This is a genomic window from Streptomyces roseoverticillatus (assembly GCF_000719265.1).
Taxonomy (GTDB): domain Bacteria; phylum Actinomycetota; class Actinomycetes; order Streptomycetales; family Streptomycetaceae; genus Streptomyces; species Streptomyces roseoverticillatus.
The window spans coordinates 15,643-31,007 of the sequence record NZ_JOFL01000030.1; the positions used below are offsets into that span (position 1 = coordinate 15,643).

A 15,365-nucleotide genomic window follows, 5' to 3' on the forward strand; every position below is an offset into this window, starting at 1 on the left:
CGGCGTCACGCGCCGGGCCGGGCTCCCCTCGGGGAGCCCGGCCCGCGGTGTGTGTACGGAAATGTGCCGGTGCGCCCGGAGGCCTGGCCGCATGAGGACCTGTCCGGTGTCCGCATGAGGCCCCTCCTGGTGCCGGTTCCGGGGCGCCCTTCAGAACGCCCGCAGCGACCTCAGAACGTCTGCAGCGTCACCAGCGTCACGCGGCGGCCCTCCGGGGCCCCCTCCGCGCCCGCGGCCGGCCCCGTGCACTCGATGCGCACCCGCTGGCCCGGCCGCAGCAGGCGCAGGCCCCCCGCGTCGAACGCCGCGGCGTCGAAGGGCAGCGGGGTGCCGTCGTCCAGGAGCACGCTCCCGGAGCGCGTCTGAGGGTCGAAGGTGTACGCGGTGGCCTGCATGCCAGCAGCCTAGTCGGCGCACGGGGCGGAGCGTTCCGCAGCCGCCCCATGCGGTCGCGGACCGCGCACGGGGCCCTGCCGCACGGGGCGGCCGCCCCGTGCGCCGGGCACCCCCGCGGACGCCTCCACCGCGGCAGCCGTACGGGGCCCCACGCCCAGCGCCAGGGCGGCCCGCAAATCCTCCTCCGTGTCCACGTCCCGGCGCACGGAATCCACCCCGGCCAGCCCGATCTCGCGGGCTCCCGAACCACTGTGACGGGCGCGCGAATGTCCTTCGAACGCCGGCGCCAATTCCATTCCCGGCGCCGCCGCCAGCAGCGTCGTTCCGATTCCCGCCGCGTCCGCGAGAAATGCACGGGGGAATTCCGTGGCCGAATCGAGCACACGGGCCAGTTCCGCCGGTCGCAGCGCGGGAAGGTCCGCGTTGAGCGTCGCCACCGCGGCGTCCGGCCGCCCGGTCCGGACGCTCCGGGCGCCGTGCGCAAGGGCGCCGTTCAGGCCGCCGGGCCCCTCGGGTTCGGCCACGACGCGCGCCCCGAGAGCGGCCAGCTCGGCCCCCGCCAGCGGATCGCCCGTGACGACCACCACATCCCGTACCGCCGCACAGGCCAGTGCCGCGGCCACCGTGTCCACCGCGAACGCCAGCGCGAGGCCGGCCCGCGCCCCTTCCCCGGCCCCCCTGGCGAGACGGCTCTTGGCCAGGGCCAGCGGCTTCACCGGCACCACCAGCGTCCAGACCACATCCGCCCCCTCTCTTCGCAACAGCCTCATTGTCACCCGCTGCCGCAGCCGCCCGCGGAGCGCGGGGTTACGGTGTTCTCGACAGACCGGGGACCTGGGGCGACACTTGTGCGGCCTCCGGGTTCAGCACAGAGTCCAGGTCCCAAGAGAAGGGTGTCCGAGTGTCCCGCCACAGAATCGGCTTCTGGTACCGCTTTACGGCGGTGTTGGCGAAACCGCCGCTCGTGGTTCTGTTCAAGCGGGACTGGCGAGGAATGGAGCACATTCCGGCGGACGGCGGTTTTATTACCGCCGTCAACCACAACTCGTATCTCGACCCGCTCTCCTACGCCCACTACCAGTACAACACCGGGCGCGTCCCGCGCTTCCTCGCCAAGGCCGCCCTGTTCAAGGGCAGCTTCGTCGGCGCCATCCTGCGCGGCACGGGCCAGATCCCCGTCTACCGCGAGTCGGCCGACGCCGCAGCCGCCTTCAAGGCCGCCGTCGAGGCCATCAACAAGGGCGAGTGCGTGGCCTTCTACCCCGAGGGCACCCTCACCCGCGACCCCGACATGTGGCCCATGGAGGGCAAGACCGGCGCCGCCCGCGTCGCCCTGCTCACCCGCGCCCCGGTCATCCCCGTCGCCCAGTGGGGCGCCAACGAGGCCATGCCGCCGTACGCCAAGGAGAAGAAGCTCCAGCTCTTCCCCCGCAAGACCCTCAAGGTCATCGCCGGCCCGCCCGTGGACCTCTCCGCGTACTACGGCAAGGAGCCCACCGCGGACGTCCTGCGCGCCGCGACCGACGACATCATGACCGCCATCACCGCCCTCCTCGCCGAACTGCGCGGCGAGCCGGCCCCCGCCGAGCCGTACAACCCCAAAAAGGCCCGCGCCGCGGCCCGCCGCAAGGCCCAGGAGGACGACAAGTGACGCGCTGCGCCGTCTACGGCACCGGTTCCTGGGGAACCGCCTTCGCCATGATCCTCGCGGACGCCGGCTGCGAGGTCACCATGTGGGGCCGGCGCGCCGCGGTCGTGGAGGCGATCAACACCACCCGCACCAACCCCGACTACCTCCCCGGCACCGAGCTCCCGCCCTCCGTACGGGCCACCACCGACCCCGCCGAGGCCGCACGGGGCGCCGCGTTCACCGTCCTCGCCGTCCCCTCCCAGACCCTGCGCGGCAACCTCACCGAGTGGGCGCCCCTGCTGCCCGCCGACACCGTCCTCGTCTCCCTCATGAAGGGCATCGAGCTCGGCACCGCCAAGCGCATGAGCGAGGTCGTCGAGGAGGTCGCCAAGGTCTCCGCGGACCAAGTGGCCGTCCTGACCGGCCCCAACCTCGCCAAGGAGATCGCCGCCCGGCAGCCCGCCGCCGCCGTCGTCGCCTGCCGCGACGAGTCCGTGGCCAAGCGGCTCCAGGCCGCCTGCCACACCGCCTACTTCCGCCCGTACACCAACACCGACGTGGTCGGCTGCGAACTCGGCGGCGCCGTCAAGAACGTCATCGCCCTCGCCGTCGGCATCGCCGACGGCATGGGGCTCGGCGACAACGCCAAGGCCTCCCTCATCACCCGCGGCCTGGCCGAGACCACCCGCCTGGGCCTCGCCATGGGCGCCGACGCGCACACCTTCGCCGGCCTCGCTGGCATGGGGGACCTCGTGGCCACCTGCGCCTCGCCGCTCTCCCGCAACCGCACCTTCGGCGCGAGCCTCGGCCGCGGCATGACCCTCGCCGAGACCGTCGCCGTCACCAAGCAGACCGCCGAGGGCGTCAAGTCCTGCGAGTCGGTGCTCGATCTGGCGCGCCGCCACGGCGTCGACATGCCGATCACGGAGACCGTCGTGGAGATCGTGCACGAGGGCAAGCCGCCGCTCGTCGCCCTCAAGGAGCTGATGTCGCGCAGCGCCAAGCCCGAGCGGCACTGACGCGGCTCCCACCACGAGGTACTCTCGTCGCGATATGAGCAGCGAGATCACCCCCCAGAGCCCTGGCCGGAAGCCGCGTGTGGCGGTCGTCTTCGGCGGCCGCAGTTCCGAGCACGCCATTTCCGTGGTCACCGCCGGCGCCGTGCTGCGCGCCATCGACCGCACGAAGTACGACGTGCTGCCGATCGGCATCACCACCGACGGCCGTTGGGCGCTCACCGCGGACGACCCCGAGCGGATGGCCATCGCCGACCGCACGCTGCCGAGCGTCGAGCAGCTCGCGCAGTCGCCCGACGGCACCGTCGTCCTGCCGGTAGACCCCTCCGACCGCGAGGTCGTCTACACGGAGCCGGGCGCCGTGCCCAAGGCCCTGGGCGAGGTCGACGTGGTCTTCCCCGTGCTGCACGGCCCCTACGGGGAGGACGGCACCCTCCAGGGCATGCTGGAGCTCTCCGGCATGCCCTACGTGGGCGCCGGTGTGCTCGCCTCGGCCGTCGGCCAGGACAAGGAGTACATGAAGCGCGTCTTCATCTCCTTCGGCCTGCCCGTCGGCCCGTACGAGGTCATCCGCCCGCGAGAGTGGGACACAGATCCGGCGGCCGCCCGCAAGAAGATCGCCGACTTCGCCGGCGAGCACGGCTGGCCCGTCTTCATCAAGCCCGCCCGCGCCGGCTCCTCCATGGGCATCACCAAGGTCGACGACGTCTCCGGCCTGGACGACGCCGTCGCCGAGGCCCGCCGCCACGACCCGAAGATCCTCGTCGAGTCGCTGCTGCGCGGCCGGGAGATCGAGTGCGGCGTCCTGGAGTTCGAGGACGGGCCGCGCGCCAGCGTCCCCGCCGAGATCCCCCCGGTCACCGCCCACGACTTCTACGACTTCGAGGCGAAGTACATCGACTCCGCCGCCGGCCTCGTCCCCGCGCCGCTGACGCCGGAGGAGACCGCACGGGTGCAGGAGCTCGCGATCCAGGCCTTCGACGCCGCCTCGTGCGAGGGCCTCGTGCGGGCCGACTTCTTCCTCACCGAGGACGGCGAGTTCGTCATCAACGAGATCAACACCCTGCCGGGCTTCACGCCCATCTCCATGTACCCGCGCATGTGGCAGGAGAGCGGCGTCGGCTACACCGAGCTGATCGACCGCCTCATCCAGGCGGCGCTGCGCCGGCCGACCGGCCTGCGCTAGCCCGCGGACCGCGCTAGACGACCCCCACCGGGATCGTCTTCGCGACGGCGCCGGCGAGATCGGTGAGCGCACTGAGATCGCCGGCCCCGCCGACGACCTGCCTCGGCAGCGTCACCTCCACGAACGCCTCCCGCAGGGTGGTCGTGCAGCGGACGCTGCCGTCCGGCTGCCGCTCCGGCAGCCAGTCCACACCGTCGATCTCCACCGAGTCCGCGGCGGGGTTGTAGTGTTCGGAACCGGGCTTGATGATCTCGGGACGCTCCACCCCGCAGCGCAGGGCGATCGCGGGATCACCCCACACTGCGGTGAAGTCCGAGACGGGATCGGCGGTGCGCCGCTTCTTCCCGTCCACGGACTTCGGCAGCTCCTTGTGCAGCGCCCGGCAGAGCCCGGCGGCCCGCGCCGGCGGCGTGGGCACGGCGGGACCCTCCGTGCCTCCCGCCGGCGAGCAGCCGGCGGCCGCGCACAGCACGACGACAGCGGGCAGGCCGAAGGGCCGGCGGAGGAAAGACTTCACCGGCCGAGCATACGGGGGACCTAGAGATGGACGACCGGGCAGGTCAGTGTGCGGGTGATGCCCTCCACGGCCTGGATCCTGGCCACCACCATGCGGCCGAGCTCGTCCACGGTCTCGGCCTGGGCGCGCACGATCACGTCGTACGGACCGGTCACGTCCTCGGCCTGGATCACCCCCGAGATCTTCGAGATGACTTCGGCCACGGTCGACGCCTTGCCGACCTCGGTCTGGATCAGGATGTACGCCTGTACCACGGAACCTCCAGGGCGGCTACGAGGATCATGTGGGGAGAAGAGACGCCACGGTACCGCGTCGCCGCACGGCGCGGGGAGACCCGCGCTGCCTGCGCGGCGCGGCGTATGTCACAACCGATACTCCTAGGAGGAGCTCAGTGAAAGGCACCGTGGGCGAGTTGGGGGAGTTCGGGCTCATCAGAGAGCTTACTTCCCGGCTCACCACCACCCCTGCGGTCCGGCTCGGGCCGGGTGACGACGCCGCGGTGGTGGCTGCGCCCGACCGCAGGGTCGTGGCCAGTACGGATGTGCTTCTGGAAGGGCGGCACTTCCGCCGCGACTGGTCGACCGCCTACGACGTCGGGCGCAAGGCCGCCGCGCAGAACCTCGCCGACATCGCGGCCATGGGCGCCGTGCCCACCGCGATCCTGCTCGGCCTGGTCGTCCCCGCCGAACTCCCCGCCACCTGGCCGACCGAGCTCATGGACGGCATCCGCGACGAGTGCCAGGTCGCGGGCGCGGCCGTCGTCGGCGGCGACGTGGTACGCGGCGACACCATCACCGTCGCCATCACCGCCCTCGGCGACCTGCGCAACCACGAGCCGGTCACCCGCTCCGGCGCCCAGCCCGGCGACGTCGTCGCTGTCACCGGATGGCTCGGCTGGTCCGCCGCCGGCCTCGCGGTGCTCGCCCGCGGCTTCCGCTCGCCCCGCGCCTTCGTGGAGGCACACCGGCGTCCCGAGCCCCCGTACCACGCGGGCCCGGCCGCGGCGAGCCTCGGTGCCACCGCGATGACGGACGTCAGCGACGGCCTCGTCGCCGACCTCGGGCACATCGCCGAGGCCAGCAAGGTCCGGATCGACCTGCGCACGGCGGCCATCGACGTGCCCACGCAGATGTCGGACATCGGGCAGGCCGTCGGCGTCGACCCGCTGCAGTGGGTGCTGACCGGGGGAGAGGACCACGCGATCGTGGCGACCTTCCCGCCGGACGTGAAGCTGCCCGCCCGCTGGAAGGTCATCGGCGAGGTCGTCAGCCCCTCGGCCCTGCCCCAGGTGACGGTGGACGGCGCCCCGTGGGACAAGACCAGCGGCTGGGACCACTTCGGGGACCTGGAGCCGGGGGAGTAGCGCGGAAGAGGGGGCGGCGCCCGGGGGAGCGCCTCATGCGACCTGCCTCATGCGGCCTGCCTGAGACGGCCTGTCTGAGACGGCCCGCCTCATGCGGCCCGCCTCGTGCGGCCCGTCCCGTGCCTCAGGCGGGCTGCCGCATGAGGCGGGGACGGCGCTGTAGATTCGGCCCCATGCCGATACCCCCACGCGTGTTGACCGTCGCCGGATCCGACTCCGGCGGCGGCGCGGGCATCCAGGCCGACCTCAAGACCATGCTCGCCCTCGGCGTGCACGGCATGAGCGTGCTCACCGCCGTGACCGCGCAGAACTCCCACGGCGTGCAAGGGGCCTGGGAGCTGCCCGCAGAGGCCGTGCGGGCCCAGTACCGCAGCGTCGTCGACGACATCGGCGTCCAGGCCGTCAAGACCGGCATGCTCGCCTCGGCCGGACTCGTGCGGACCGTCGCCGAACTCCTCGCCGGCACCGCCGCCCCCGTCGTCGTCGACCCGGTGGGCATCTCCAAGCACGGCGACGCGCTCCTCGCCGACTCCGCCCTGGACGCGGTCCGCACGAAGCTGCTGCCGGCCGCCACCGTCGCCACCCCCAACCTCGACGAGGTCGCCTGGCTTACGGGGCTGCGGGTCACCTCGGAGGACGGCATGAGGCGCGCGGCGGACGCGGTGCTCTCCTACGGGCCCCGGTGGGCACTGATCAAGGGTGGCCACCTGGAAGGCGACGCAGTCGATCTGCTCACCGACGGCACGGAGGAGCACTGGCTGCGGGCCCCGCGCCACGACAACCGGCACACGCACGGGACGGGCTGCACGCTGGCGAGCGCGATCGCCAGTGGCCTCGCCAAGGGGCACACGGTGCCGGAGGCGGTGACGGCGGCCAAGGACTACGTGACGGGCGCCATCGCGGCCGGCTTCCCACTGGGGGGCGGCATCGGGCCCGTCGACCACGGGTGGCGCTGGCGCCCGTAGGGCACGCCGCGCGGGAGGGCATGAAGCGCCGTGCCGGGGGACGCGGCGCCGCATGAGGCGCGATCCGGATCCGGGTACGGCAAAAAGCCGGCCCACCGTAAGGTGGACCGGCTCTCAAGGCAACCGGATGGGCTGCGCCACGACATAACGTCACAGCGAGACCGGCTTCCCCCGCTTGCGCGGGGACAGCACTCGCTTAGCGCGAGACCTTGTCGGCCTTGATGCACGAGGTGCAGACGTTGAGCCGCTTCGGCGTCCCACCGACCACAGCACGCACCCGCTGGATGTTGGGGTTCCAACGACGGGGGGTACGGCGGTGCGAGTGCGAAATAGCGTTGCCGAAGCCCGGCCCCTTGCCGCAGACGTCGCAGTTGGCAGCCACGGGTTACTCCAAAGACGGGTCACCCCCGCTCACGCGGAGACGACAGGCACGTACGGAAAATCCCTGCGTGCCGAAATCTGTAGTGACCGGCATTACCAGGGGGGATGGCCTGATTTTCATCAGGCAACCGGAGCAGCATACAACGACTGCTCCCGTTCAACGAAACTACCATGGCTGCCCGGGCTGTGACCTGTCGTCCCGCCCCCCGGCCGCCCGCCTTCCCGCCGGGACCCGCCCCGGGGCTAGTCTGCGATCACCGTTCCACAGCCCCAGGGAGTCCGAGGAGGACACACGTGCCGCACACGCTCGACGCCGCTGCGGTACGCACCTGGTGCGCGCTGGCCCTCGACGCACTGGGGCGGGCCCGCGAGGAGATCGACGCCATCAACGTCTATCCCGTCCCGGACGGCGACACGGGCACGAACCTGTACCTGACCGTCGAATCCGCCGCCCGGGCCGTCGACGCGGTCTTCGACGGCCACGCCACCACGGGCCCCGCCTCCCGCCCCACGCTCCCCGACGCCGTCCGCGCCATGGCGCACGGCGCCCTCATAGGCGCGCGCGGAAACTCCGGCACGATCCTGGCCCAGCTGCTGCGCGGCATGGCCGAGGTCCTGGCGGTAGAGGCGAGGGACGCGGATAGCGCGGAGGCCGGGGGCGGGCCTCATGCCGGCGGGCCCCCCGCGGGCCGTCCCCATGAAGGGGGGAGCCGTCCCCATGAGGCGGGGAGCGGCGCCGTAACCGCAGAGGGCTCCGCCGCCGGGCACGGAGCCGGCCCGCACGAGGCCCGCCCCATGCCCCCCGCCGACACCTGCACGGGGCACCCCGCCACCCCCGACGCCGAACGACTGCGCCGCGCTCTGCGGCGAGCCGTGGAGTCCGCCTACGAAGGCGTCGCCCGCCCCGTCGAAGGCACCATCCTCACCGTCGCCGCAGCAGCGGCGGACGCCGCCGCCGGCGCGCAGGGCGACAGCGCCGCCGTGGCCCGCGCCGCGGACGAGGCCGCCCGTTCCGCCCTCGCGATGACCCCCGGTCAGCTCGACGTCCTCGGCCGGGCCGGAGTTGTTGATTCCGGCGGCCTGGGCCTCGTCGAGGTGATCGGTGCTCTCGCCCGAACCCTGTCGGGAGAAGCGGCCCCGTGGGGCCCGCGCGGCACGCGCGCGTGGACGCGCCCCGCCGCCCCGTACCGGCAGCCCGCCGAGCACACCCGGCCTCATGCCGAGGTCCCGCATGAGGCCCGGCACGAGGCCCCGGCCCACGGCCCCGTGCCCTGCCCCACCACCGCCCCGGGCAGCACCGCCCCCGCCTTCGAGGTCATCTACCTCCTCGACGCCGACGACGCCGCCATCCCCCGCCTCCGCACCCGGCTCGACGCCATGGGCGACTCCCTCGTCGTCGTCGGCGGCGACGGCCTGTGGAACGTCCACGTCCACGTGGACGACGCCGGAGCCGCCGTCGAGGCGGGCATCGACGCGGGCCGCCCCCACCGCATCCGCATCACGCACTTCGCCGGCTCCGGCTCCGGCGACACCGCAGCAGCCACCGGAGCACCGGCCGCGGCCCGTACCCGCGAACCCGCCCAGCGCGCCGTCGTGGCGGTCGTCCCCGGCGAAGGCCTCGCCATGCTGTGCACCGACGCCGGCGCCACCGTCGTCGCCGCCCGCCCCGGGGAGCCCCCCGCCAGCGGCGAGCTCGTCGACGCCATCCGGCGCGCCAACGCGCGCGAAGTCGTCCTGCTGCCCAACGACCCCGAACTCCAGCACGCCGCGGCCGCAGCCGCCGAGCAGGCCCGGGCCGCGGGCATTCGCGTCGCCCTCATCCCCACCCGCGCCGCCGTCCAGGGCATCGCGGCGCTCGCCGTCCACGAGCCCGCACGCCGCTTCGACGAGGACGTCGTCGCGATGACCTCCGCCGCGGGCGCCACCCGCTACGCCGAGCTCGCCGTCGCCGAACGACAGGCCTGGACCATGGCCGGCGTCTGCCAGGCCGGAGACGTGCTCGGCCTCATCGACGGCGACGTGGCCGTCATCGGCTCCGACCTCGCCGTCACCGCCGCCACGGTCCTCGACCGCATGCTCGCCGCGGGCGGCGAGATGGTCACCCTTGTCCTCGGCGCGGACGTCCCCAACGCCGTCGCCGACCGCCTGGAGCGGCACGTACGGGGCGTGCACCTCGCAGTCGACACGGTCGTCTACCGGGGCGGGCAGCAGGCGCCCCCGCTGCTCATCGGCATCGAATGACCCCGCCGGCACCGGCCCGGACGGCGGCGGACGGCGCCGCGTGACGCGGCCTGTCAGTGCCGTGGTGTGCAATGGGACCCGTGCCCGCGCTTCACGAACCCCTGAAGAAGATCCTCGGCGGCAGCACCGCGAAGGTGATGGCCGAGCACCTCGACCTGCACACGGCCGGCGATCTGCTGCACCACTACCCGCGCCGCTACGCCGAGCGCGGTGAGCTGACCCGCCTCGCTGACCTGCCGCTGGACGAGCACGTCACCGTCGTCGCCCAGGTCGCCAAGGCCGCCATGAAGACCTTCAACCACGGCAAGGGCGTCCGCCTGGAGGTCGTGGTCACCGACGGCAGCGGCTCCCTGACGCTCGTCTTCTTCGGCCGCGGCGCCTACGCGCGGGAGAAGGAGCTGATCCCGGGCCGCCGCGGCATGTTCGCCGGCAAGGTCTCCGTCTTCAACCGCACCCGCCAGCTCCTCCACCCCGACTACGAGCTCCTGGACCGCGACAGCGGCGCCGGCGCCGCCGAGGCCTTCGCGGGCCGCCTGCTGCCGATCTACCCCGCCTGCAAGCAGTTCCAGTCGTGGAAGCTCACCAAGGCCGTCGACACCCTGCTGGACCTCTTCGAGGCCGAGCAGTGGCAGGGCCTCACCGACCCGCTGCCCCCGTCGCTGCGCGACGGCCGCGGCCTCGCCGAGCTCCCCGACGCCTTCCGCAAGGTCCACCGGCCCCGCACCAAGGCCGACATCGAGGACGCCAGGGCCCGCCTGAAGTGGGACGAGGCGTTCGTCCTCCAGGTCGCCCTCGCCCGCCGCCGGCACGCCGACTCCCAGCTGCCCGCCGTCGCCCGCAAACCCGTGGCCGGCGGCATCCTCGACGCCTTCGACGCCAAGCTGCCCTTCACCCTCACCGAGGGCCAGCGCACCGTCTCCGCGGAGATCTTCGACGACCTGGCCACCGAGCACCCCATGCACCGCCTCCTCCAGGGAGAGGTCGGCTCCGGCAAGACCATGGTGGCGCTGCGCGCCATGCTGGGCGTCGTCGACGCGGGCGGCCAGGCCGCCATGCTCGCCCCCACCGAAGTGCTCGCCCAGCAGCACCACCGGTCCGTCGTCGAGATGATGGGGGAGCTCGCCGAGGGCGGCATGCTCGGCGGCGCCGAGCGCGGCACCAAGGTCGTGCTGCTCACGGGCTCCATGGGGATGGCGGCCCGGCGGCAGGCGCTGCTCGACCTCGTCACCGGCGAAGCCGGCATCGTCATCGGCACCCACGCCCTCATCGAGGACAAGGTGCAGTTCCACGACCTCGGCCTGGTCGTCGTGGACGAGCAGCACCGCTTCGGCGTCGAGCAGCGCGACGCCCTCCGCTCCAAGGGCAAGCAACCGCCGCACCTCCTGGTGATGACGGCGACCCCCATCCCGCGCACCGTCGCCATGACCGTCTTCGGCGACCTGGAGACCTCCGTCCTGGACCAGCTGCCGGCCGGCCGCTCGCCCATCGCCACCCACGTGGTGCCCGCTAAGGACAAGCCCCACTTCCTGGCGCGCACCTGGGAGCGCGTCCGCGAGGAGATCGAGGGCGGGCACCAGGCGTACGTGGTCTGCCCCCGCATCGGCGACGACCTGGGGGAGGAGAACGGCACCAAGACGGCCGCGAAGGGCCGCTCCGGCAGCTCCAAGAGCGACCCGGAGAAGGCCGCCGCGGAGGCGGACGGCGAGCGGCGCCCGCCCCTCGCCGTCGTGGACGTCACCGAGCAGCTCACCAAGGGGCCCCTGAAGGGGCTGCGCGTGGAGGTGCTGCACGGCCGCATGCAGCCCGACGCGAAGGACGACGTGATGCGCCGCTTCGCCGCCGGGGAGGTGGATGTCCTGGTCGCCACGACCGTCATCGAGGTCGGTGTGAACGTGCCCAACTCCACGGTCATGGTGATCATGGACGCGGACCGGTTCGGGGTCTCCCAGCTCCACCAGCTGCGCGGCCGCGTGGGGCGCGGATCCGCCCCGGGCCTGTGCCTGCTCGTCACCGACGCCCCCGAGGCGAGCCCCGCCCGCGCGCGGCTCGCCGCCGTCGCGGGCACGCTCGACGGCTTCGAGCTGTCCCGCATCGACCTCGAACAGCGCCGCGAGGGTGATGTCCTCGGCCAGGCCCAGTCCGGCGTGCGCTCGTCCCTGCGCATGCTCACCGTCATCGACGACGAGGAGATCATCGCCGCAGCCCGCGAAGAGGCCGCTGCGGTCGTAGCCGCCGATCCGGAGCTGGCAGGGCTCCCCGAGCTGCGCACAGCCTTGGACGCCCTGCTGGACGAGGAGCGCGAGCAGTACCTGGACAAGGGCTGAGGCACGGCCTGAGGCACGACTGGGGGCCCGCGGAGGCCGCTCGCCGCGGCGGACCGGCGGACCAGTGGCCTCAAGCCTCCGCGGAGCCCCACGTCAAGGGCCCCGCGGAGGCGCCCGCCGGGCACCGACGCCCTAGGCTGAAGGGGCGGCGCCCCGACCGGCCGACTGTCAGGCCGCCGCCGCTCCGTCACACCGTCGCGAAGGACCGAGGACCCCATGACCCGCGTGATCGCCGGCACCGCCGGCGGACGCCGCCTCGCCGTGCCACCCGGCACCGGCACCCGCCCGACCTCCGACCGGGCGCGCGAGGGCCTGTTCTCCACCCTGGAGTCCCTCCTGGGCACCCTCCACGGCACCCGCGTCCTCGACCTGTACGGCGGCTCGGGCGCGGTCGGCCTGGAGGCGCTCTCCCGCGGCGCCGCGCACGTCCTGCTGGTGGAGTCCGACACCCGCGCGGTGCGCACCATCCGGGAGAACGTCCGCACCCTCGGCCTCCCCGGCGCCGAGGTCCGCGCCGGCAAGGCCGAGCAGATCGTCGCCGGCCCCGCGCCCTCCGCCCCGTACGACGTGATCTTCCTGGACCCGCCCTACGCCGTCACCGACGAGGCTCTCCGCGAGATTCTCCTCACACTCCGTACCGGAGGGTGGCTTGCGGACGAGGCGCTGGCCACCGTGGAGCGCAGCACCAGAGGCGGGGAATTCCCCTGGCCGGACGGTTTCGAGGCACTGAGGGCCCGCCGTTACGGCGAGGGAACGCTTTGGTACGGTCGCGCCGCCTCGACGTGCGCCGAAGAGACATCTCCCCGCGCGTCATGAATGGACCGGAGAGCGAGGAGACACCGTTGCGCCGCGCCGTCTGTCCGGGGTCGTTCGACCCCGTCACCAATGGACACCTCGACATCATCGCCCGCGCTTCCAGGCTGTACGACGTCGTCCACGTCGCAGTGATGATCAACAAGTCGAAGCAGGGCCTGTTCACGGTCGAGGAGCGGATAGACCTGCTCCGCCAGGTCACGGCCGAGTACGGGAACGTGAAGGTGGAGGCCTTCCACGGCCTGCTCGTCGACTTCTGCAAGCAACGCGACATCCCCGCCATCGTCAAGGGGCTGCGGGCGGTCAGCGACTTCGACTACGAGCTGCAGATGGCCCAGATGAACAACGGGCTCTCGGGCGTCGAGACCCTGTTCGTCCCCACCAACCCGACGTACAGCTTCTTGTCGTCCAGCCTGGTCAAGGAGGTCGCCGCCTGGGGCGGCGACGTCTCCCACCTGGTGCCCCCGCTGGTGCTGGAGGCGCTCACCGAACGCCTCGGCGAGCGCTGACGCCCACCCCTCCGCCGGCGGCTGTCGGGCGGGGCCCGACTGCCCGTACAGTCGTCCCCGTTCGTGTCGTCCGGCAGAAGAAAGTGGCGAGCGCCCGGTGGACGTCCAGAAGAAGCTCGACGAGATCGTCGCGACCGTCACCGCCGCACGGTCTATGCCGATGTCCGCCTCATGCGTCATCAACCGCGCCGAGCTGCTCGCCCTCCTCGAGGAGCTCCGTGCCGGGCTGCCCGGCGCGCTCGCCCGCGCGCAGGAGGTCGTCGGCGACCGCGAGCAGCTGGTCGCCGAGGCCCGCGAGGAGGCCGAGCGGATCATCGAGTCCGCGCGGGCCCACCGCGGTTCGCTGATCTCCGACACCGAGGTCGCCCGGCAGTCCCAGGAGGAGGCCGACCGCATCCTCGCCGAGGCCCGCCGGCAGGCCGAGGAGGTCCGCACCGAGGCCGACGACTACGTCGACAGCAAGCTCGCCAACTTCGAGGTCGTCCTCACCAAGACCATCGGATCCGTCGACCGGGGCCGCGAGAAGCTCCTCGGCCGCACGGAGGAGGGCGGCGGCCAGGGCGACCCCGGCGGGGACGCCCCGGAGCCCAGCTCCGACCCCCGGGTCCAGCGGCAGCAGGCCGATGCCTACGTCGACGCCAAGCTGGGCGCCGTCTCGGCGGTCCTGAGCAAGACGCTGGAGGCCGTCGGCCGCGGTCGCGAGAAGCTCCTCGGCGCCCGCCCCGCCGACGAGCTGGGCGCCCACATGGCGGCCCAGGACGGCCTCCGCACCGCCCACCCCACCAGCGACGCCGACTTCCTCGCCGGACTGGCCGCGCCCCAGGCGCCGGCCGCACCGGAGCCGGCGGCAGCCGCGCACGGGGCGCCTCATGCCGCGCCCCATGCGGGCGGCTACGAGGGCTACTACGAGCCTCAGGCCTACCAGCCGGACCCGTACACCTACCAGCAGCAGTACGGGACGGACAGCGGCTCCCACGGGCACCAGCCGGACCCGTACGCGGTCCAGAGCGGCTACCAGCAGGCCGACCCCTACGCCTGGCCCGCCCACTCCCCGAACGACGGCTACGGGGCCGCCCAGGGCGCCTACGCGCCCCAGCAGCACCAGCCCGCCGCGGGTCCGCCCCACGCGGGCGGAGCCCTGGACGAGACGAGCCTCTTCGACACGTCGATGATCGATCTGGAGCAGCTCCGCCGGTACGAGCAGGGCCGCTGACCGCGGGCCGCCCCACGGGCGCCCACCGGTGCCTGATCGGCTGCGCCCGGAGGCCGATTGGGTCTACAGCGACCCGTCCAGTATCCTGGCTCTTCGGTCGCGTGTGCATTCGCGATCTCGGCTGCCCGCGTCCCCTGCGGCCGCAGGGCCGCCGTTACCGCAGCGTAGAAAGCAGGAAGCCCTGAACGCCCGCCTCGATCACCGTTCCCCTCTCGTGTTCGACACACGTGAGCTGGGCCGGCGTCCCGGTGCGCTGAAGCGGCTCTCCCGCTCCGTCCCGGCCCCCGATCACCTCGGTATCGAGGTCATCTCCGTGGCCGAGGGCGCGACCGTCGAGCTCGACCTCCGACTGGAGTCGGTCATGGAAGGGGTGCTTGTCACAGGCACCGCCCGTGCACCGCTCACCGGGGAGTGCGTAAGGTGTCTGGAGCCGCTCGAGCGAGAGCTCGAAGTGGACTTCCAGGAGATGTACTCCTACCCCGACGCCGATGACCGGAGCCGCCCCGCGGATACCGGCGACGACGCCGAGGAAGACGAAGAGGACATGCTCTTTCTCGAGGCCGACTTGTTCGACCTCGAACCCGTGCTGCGTGACGCGGTGGTGCTCGCACTGCCGCTGCAGCCGGTGTGCCAGGAAGACTGCCCCGGCCTGTGCTCCGAATGCGGCGCACGGCTGGCGGACGACCCGGACCACCACCACGAGACCGTCGACATTCGTTGGGCGGCACTGCAGGGACTCGCCGGTTCCGACCAGGACGGCGAGAAGGACAACGCACCCCGCTCCGTCGGGGATGACTCACAGGAGAAGTAG

At 73.0% G+C, this 15,365-nt stretch carries 16 protein-coding genes; 11 read left to right on the plus strand and 5 right to left on the minus strand.

Features of this window, described 5'->3' with window-relative positions:
- Positions 1 to 170: 170 nt before the first annotated feature.
- Both IF61_RS0127885 and cofC read right to left on the minus strand, forming a co-directional pair.
- Positions 171 to 395, minus strand: a complete 225-nt coding sequence (locus IF61_RS0127885) for a hypothetical protein (RefSeq protein ID WP_030369300.1) — start codon at positions 393 to 395, stop codon at positions 171 to 173.
- 9 nt (positions 396 to 404) lie between these two features.
- Entirely contained in the window at positions 405 to 1,136 is a 732-nt protein-coding gene (gene cofC / locus IF61_RS0127890; RefSeq protein ID WP_078660561.1) for a 2-phospho-L-lactate guanylyltransferase, read from the minus strand.
- 161 nt (positions 1,137 to 1,297) lie between these two features.
- Between cofC and IF61_RS0127895 the strand changes: the two genes are divergently transcribed.
- From IF61_RS0127895 to IF61_RS0127905, 3 genes are read left to right on the plus strand one after another with little or no spacing between them, the layout of a single operon-like run.
- Entirely contained in the window at positions 1,298 to 2,047 is a 750-nt protein-coding gene (locus IF61_RS0127895; protein WP_030369302.1) for a lysophospholipid acyltransferase family protein, read from the plus strand.
- Positions 2,044 to 3,045, plus strand: a complete 1,002-nt coding sequence (locus IF61_RS0127900) for an NAD(P)H-dependent glycerol-3-phosphate dehydrogenase (protein ID WP_030369303.1) — start codon at positions 2,044 to 2,046, stop codon at positions 3,043 to 3,045. The genes IF61_RS0127895 and IF61_RS0127900 overlap by 4 nt, the downstream gene beginning before the upstream one ends.
- A 34-nt stretch (positions 3,046 to 3,079) precedes the next feature.
- A complete protein-coding gene (locus tag IF61_RS0127905; protein ID WP_030369304.1) occupies positions 3,080 to 4,228 on the plus strand; it encodes a D-alanine--D-alanine ligase family protein in 1,149 nt (382 codons plus the stop codon).
- Between the two features lie 13 nt (positions 4,229 to 4,241).
- Here the strand turns inward: IF61_RS0127905 and IF61_RS0127910 are convergent, their stop codons facing one another.
- Both IF61_RS0127910 and IF61_RS0127915 read right to left on the minus strand, forming a co-directional pair.
- Positions 4,242 to 4,745, minus strand: coding sequence for a DUF3515 domain-containing protein (locus tag IF61_RS0127910; protein ID WP_030369305.1), 504 nt, complete (start codon positions 4,743 to 4,745; stop codon positions 4,242 to 4,244).
- 20 nt (positions 4,746 to 4,765) lie between these two features.
- Positions 4,766 to 4,999 carry an Lrp/AsnC family transcriptional regulator gene (locus IF61_RS0127915; protein ID WP_030369306.1) on the minus strand — a complete coding sequence of 78 codons (234 nt, stop codon included), beginning with the start codon at positions 4,997 to 4,999 and terminating at the stop codon, positions 4,766 to 4,768.
- Positions 5,000 to 5,136: 137 nt separating this feature from the next.
- Here IF61_RS0127915 and IF61_RS0127920 point away from each other — a divergent pair, with 137 nt between their 5' ends.
- Positions 5,137 to 6,108 (plus strand): thiamine-phosphate kinase, encoded by a 972-nt coding sequence (locus IF61_RS0127920; RefSeq protein WP_030369307.1) that lies wholly within the window; start codon positions 5,137 to 5,139, stop codon positions 6,106 to 6,108.
- A gap of 173 nt (positions 6,109 to 6,281) precedes the next feature.
- A complete protein-coding gene (gene thiD / locus IF61_RS0127925; protein WP_030369308.1) occupies positions 6,282 to 7,073 on the plus strand; it encodes a bifunctional hydroxymethylpyrimidine kinase/phosphomethylpyrimidine kinase in 792 nt (263 codons plus the stop codon).
- A 196-nt stretch (positions 7,074 to 7,269) separates the two neighbouring features.
- On the opposite strand, the gene rpmB is transcribed toward thiD, so the two are convergent.
- Positions 7,270 to 7,455 carry a 50S ribosomal protein L28 gene (rpmB, locus tag IF61_RS34735; protein ID WP_078660562.1) on the minus strand — a complete coding sequence of 62 codons (186 nt, stop codon included), beginning with the start codon at positions 7,453 to 7,455 and terminating at the stop codon, positions 7,270 to 7,272.
- Positions 7,456 to 7,748: 293 nt separating this feature from the next.
- On the opposite strand from rpmB, the gene IF61_RS0127930 reads away from it, so the two are divergent.
- The 6 genes from IF61_RS0127930 (at position 7,749) to IF61_RS0127955 (ending at position 15,365) form a co-directional block, all read left to right on the plus strand.
- The gene (locus IF61_RS0127930) at positions 7,749 to 9,695 is read left to right on the plus strand and encodes a DAK2 domain-containing protein (protein ID WP_030369309.1); all 1,947 of its coding nucleotides are present in this window, start codon (positions 7,749 to 7,751) and stop codon (positions 9,693 to 9,695) included.
- A gap of 71 nt (positions 9,696 to 9,766) precedes the next feature.
- Complete coding sequence (recG, locus tag IF61_RS0127935; RefSeq protein WP_030369310.1) at positions 9,767 to 12,019, plus strand: ATP-dependent DNA helicase RecG; 2,253 nt, start codon at positions 9,767 to 9,769, stop codon at positions 12,017 to 12,019.
- Positions 12,020 to 12,235: 216 nt separating this feature from the next.
- Positions 12,236 to 12,835, plus strand: a complete 600-nt coding sequence (gene rsmD / locus IF61_RS0127940; protein WP_030369311.1) for a 16S rRNA (guanine(966)-N(2))-methyltransferase RsmD — start codon at positions 12,236 to 12,238, stop codon at positions 12,833 to 12,835.
- Complete coding sequence (coaD, locus tag IF61_RS0127945; RefSeq protein WP_030369312.1) at positions 12,832 to 13,341, plus strand: pantetheine-phosphate adenylyltransferase; 510 nt, start codon at positions 12,832 to 12,834, stop codon at positions 13,339 to 13,341. The genes rsmD and coaD overlap by 4 nt, the downstream gene beginning before the upstream one ends.
- Before the next feature lie 97 nt (positions 13,342 to 13,438).
- Entirely contained in the window at positions 13,439 to 14,554 is a 1,116-nt protein-coding gene (locus IF61_RS0127950) for a F0F1 ATP synthase subunit B (protein WP_030369313.1), read from the plus strand.
- A gap of 214 nt (positions 14,555 to 14,768) precedes the next feature.
- Entirely contained in the window at positions 14,769 to 15,365 is a 597-nt protein-coding gene (locus IF61_RS0127955) for a YceD family protein (RefSeq protein WP_211264948.1), read from the plus strand.

Excerpts from the sequence above, each read along its gene's own strand:
- IF61_RS0127885 (WP_030369300.1), bottom strand. The coding sequence starts at position 395 with ATGCAGGCCACCGCGTACACCTTCGACCCTCAGACGCGCTCCGGGAGC.
- IF61_RS0127905 (WP_030369304.1), top strand. The coding sequence starts at position 3,080 with ATGAGCAGCGAGATCACCCCCCAGAGCCCTGGCCGGAAGCCGCGTGTG.
- thiD (WP_030369308.1), top strand. The coding sequence starts at position 6,282 with ATGCCGATACCCCCACGCGTGTTGACCGTCGCCGGATCCGACTCCGGC.
- recG (WP_030369310.1), top strand. The coding sequence starts at position 9,767 with ATGGGACCCGTGCCCGCGCTTCACGAACCCCTGAAGAAGATCCTCGGC.
- rsmD (WP_030369311.1), top strand. The coding sequence starts at position 12,236 with ATGACCCGCGTGATCGCCGGCACCGCCGGCGGACGCCGCCTCGCCGTG.
- coaD (WP_030369312.1), top strand. The coding sequence starts at position 12,832 with ATGAATGGACCGGAGAGCGAGGAGACACCGTTGCGCCGCGCCGTCTGT.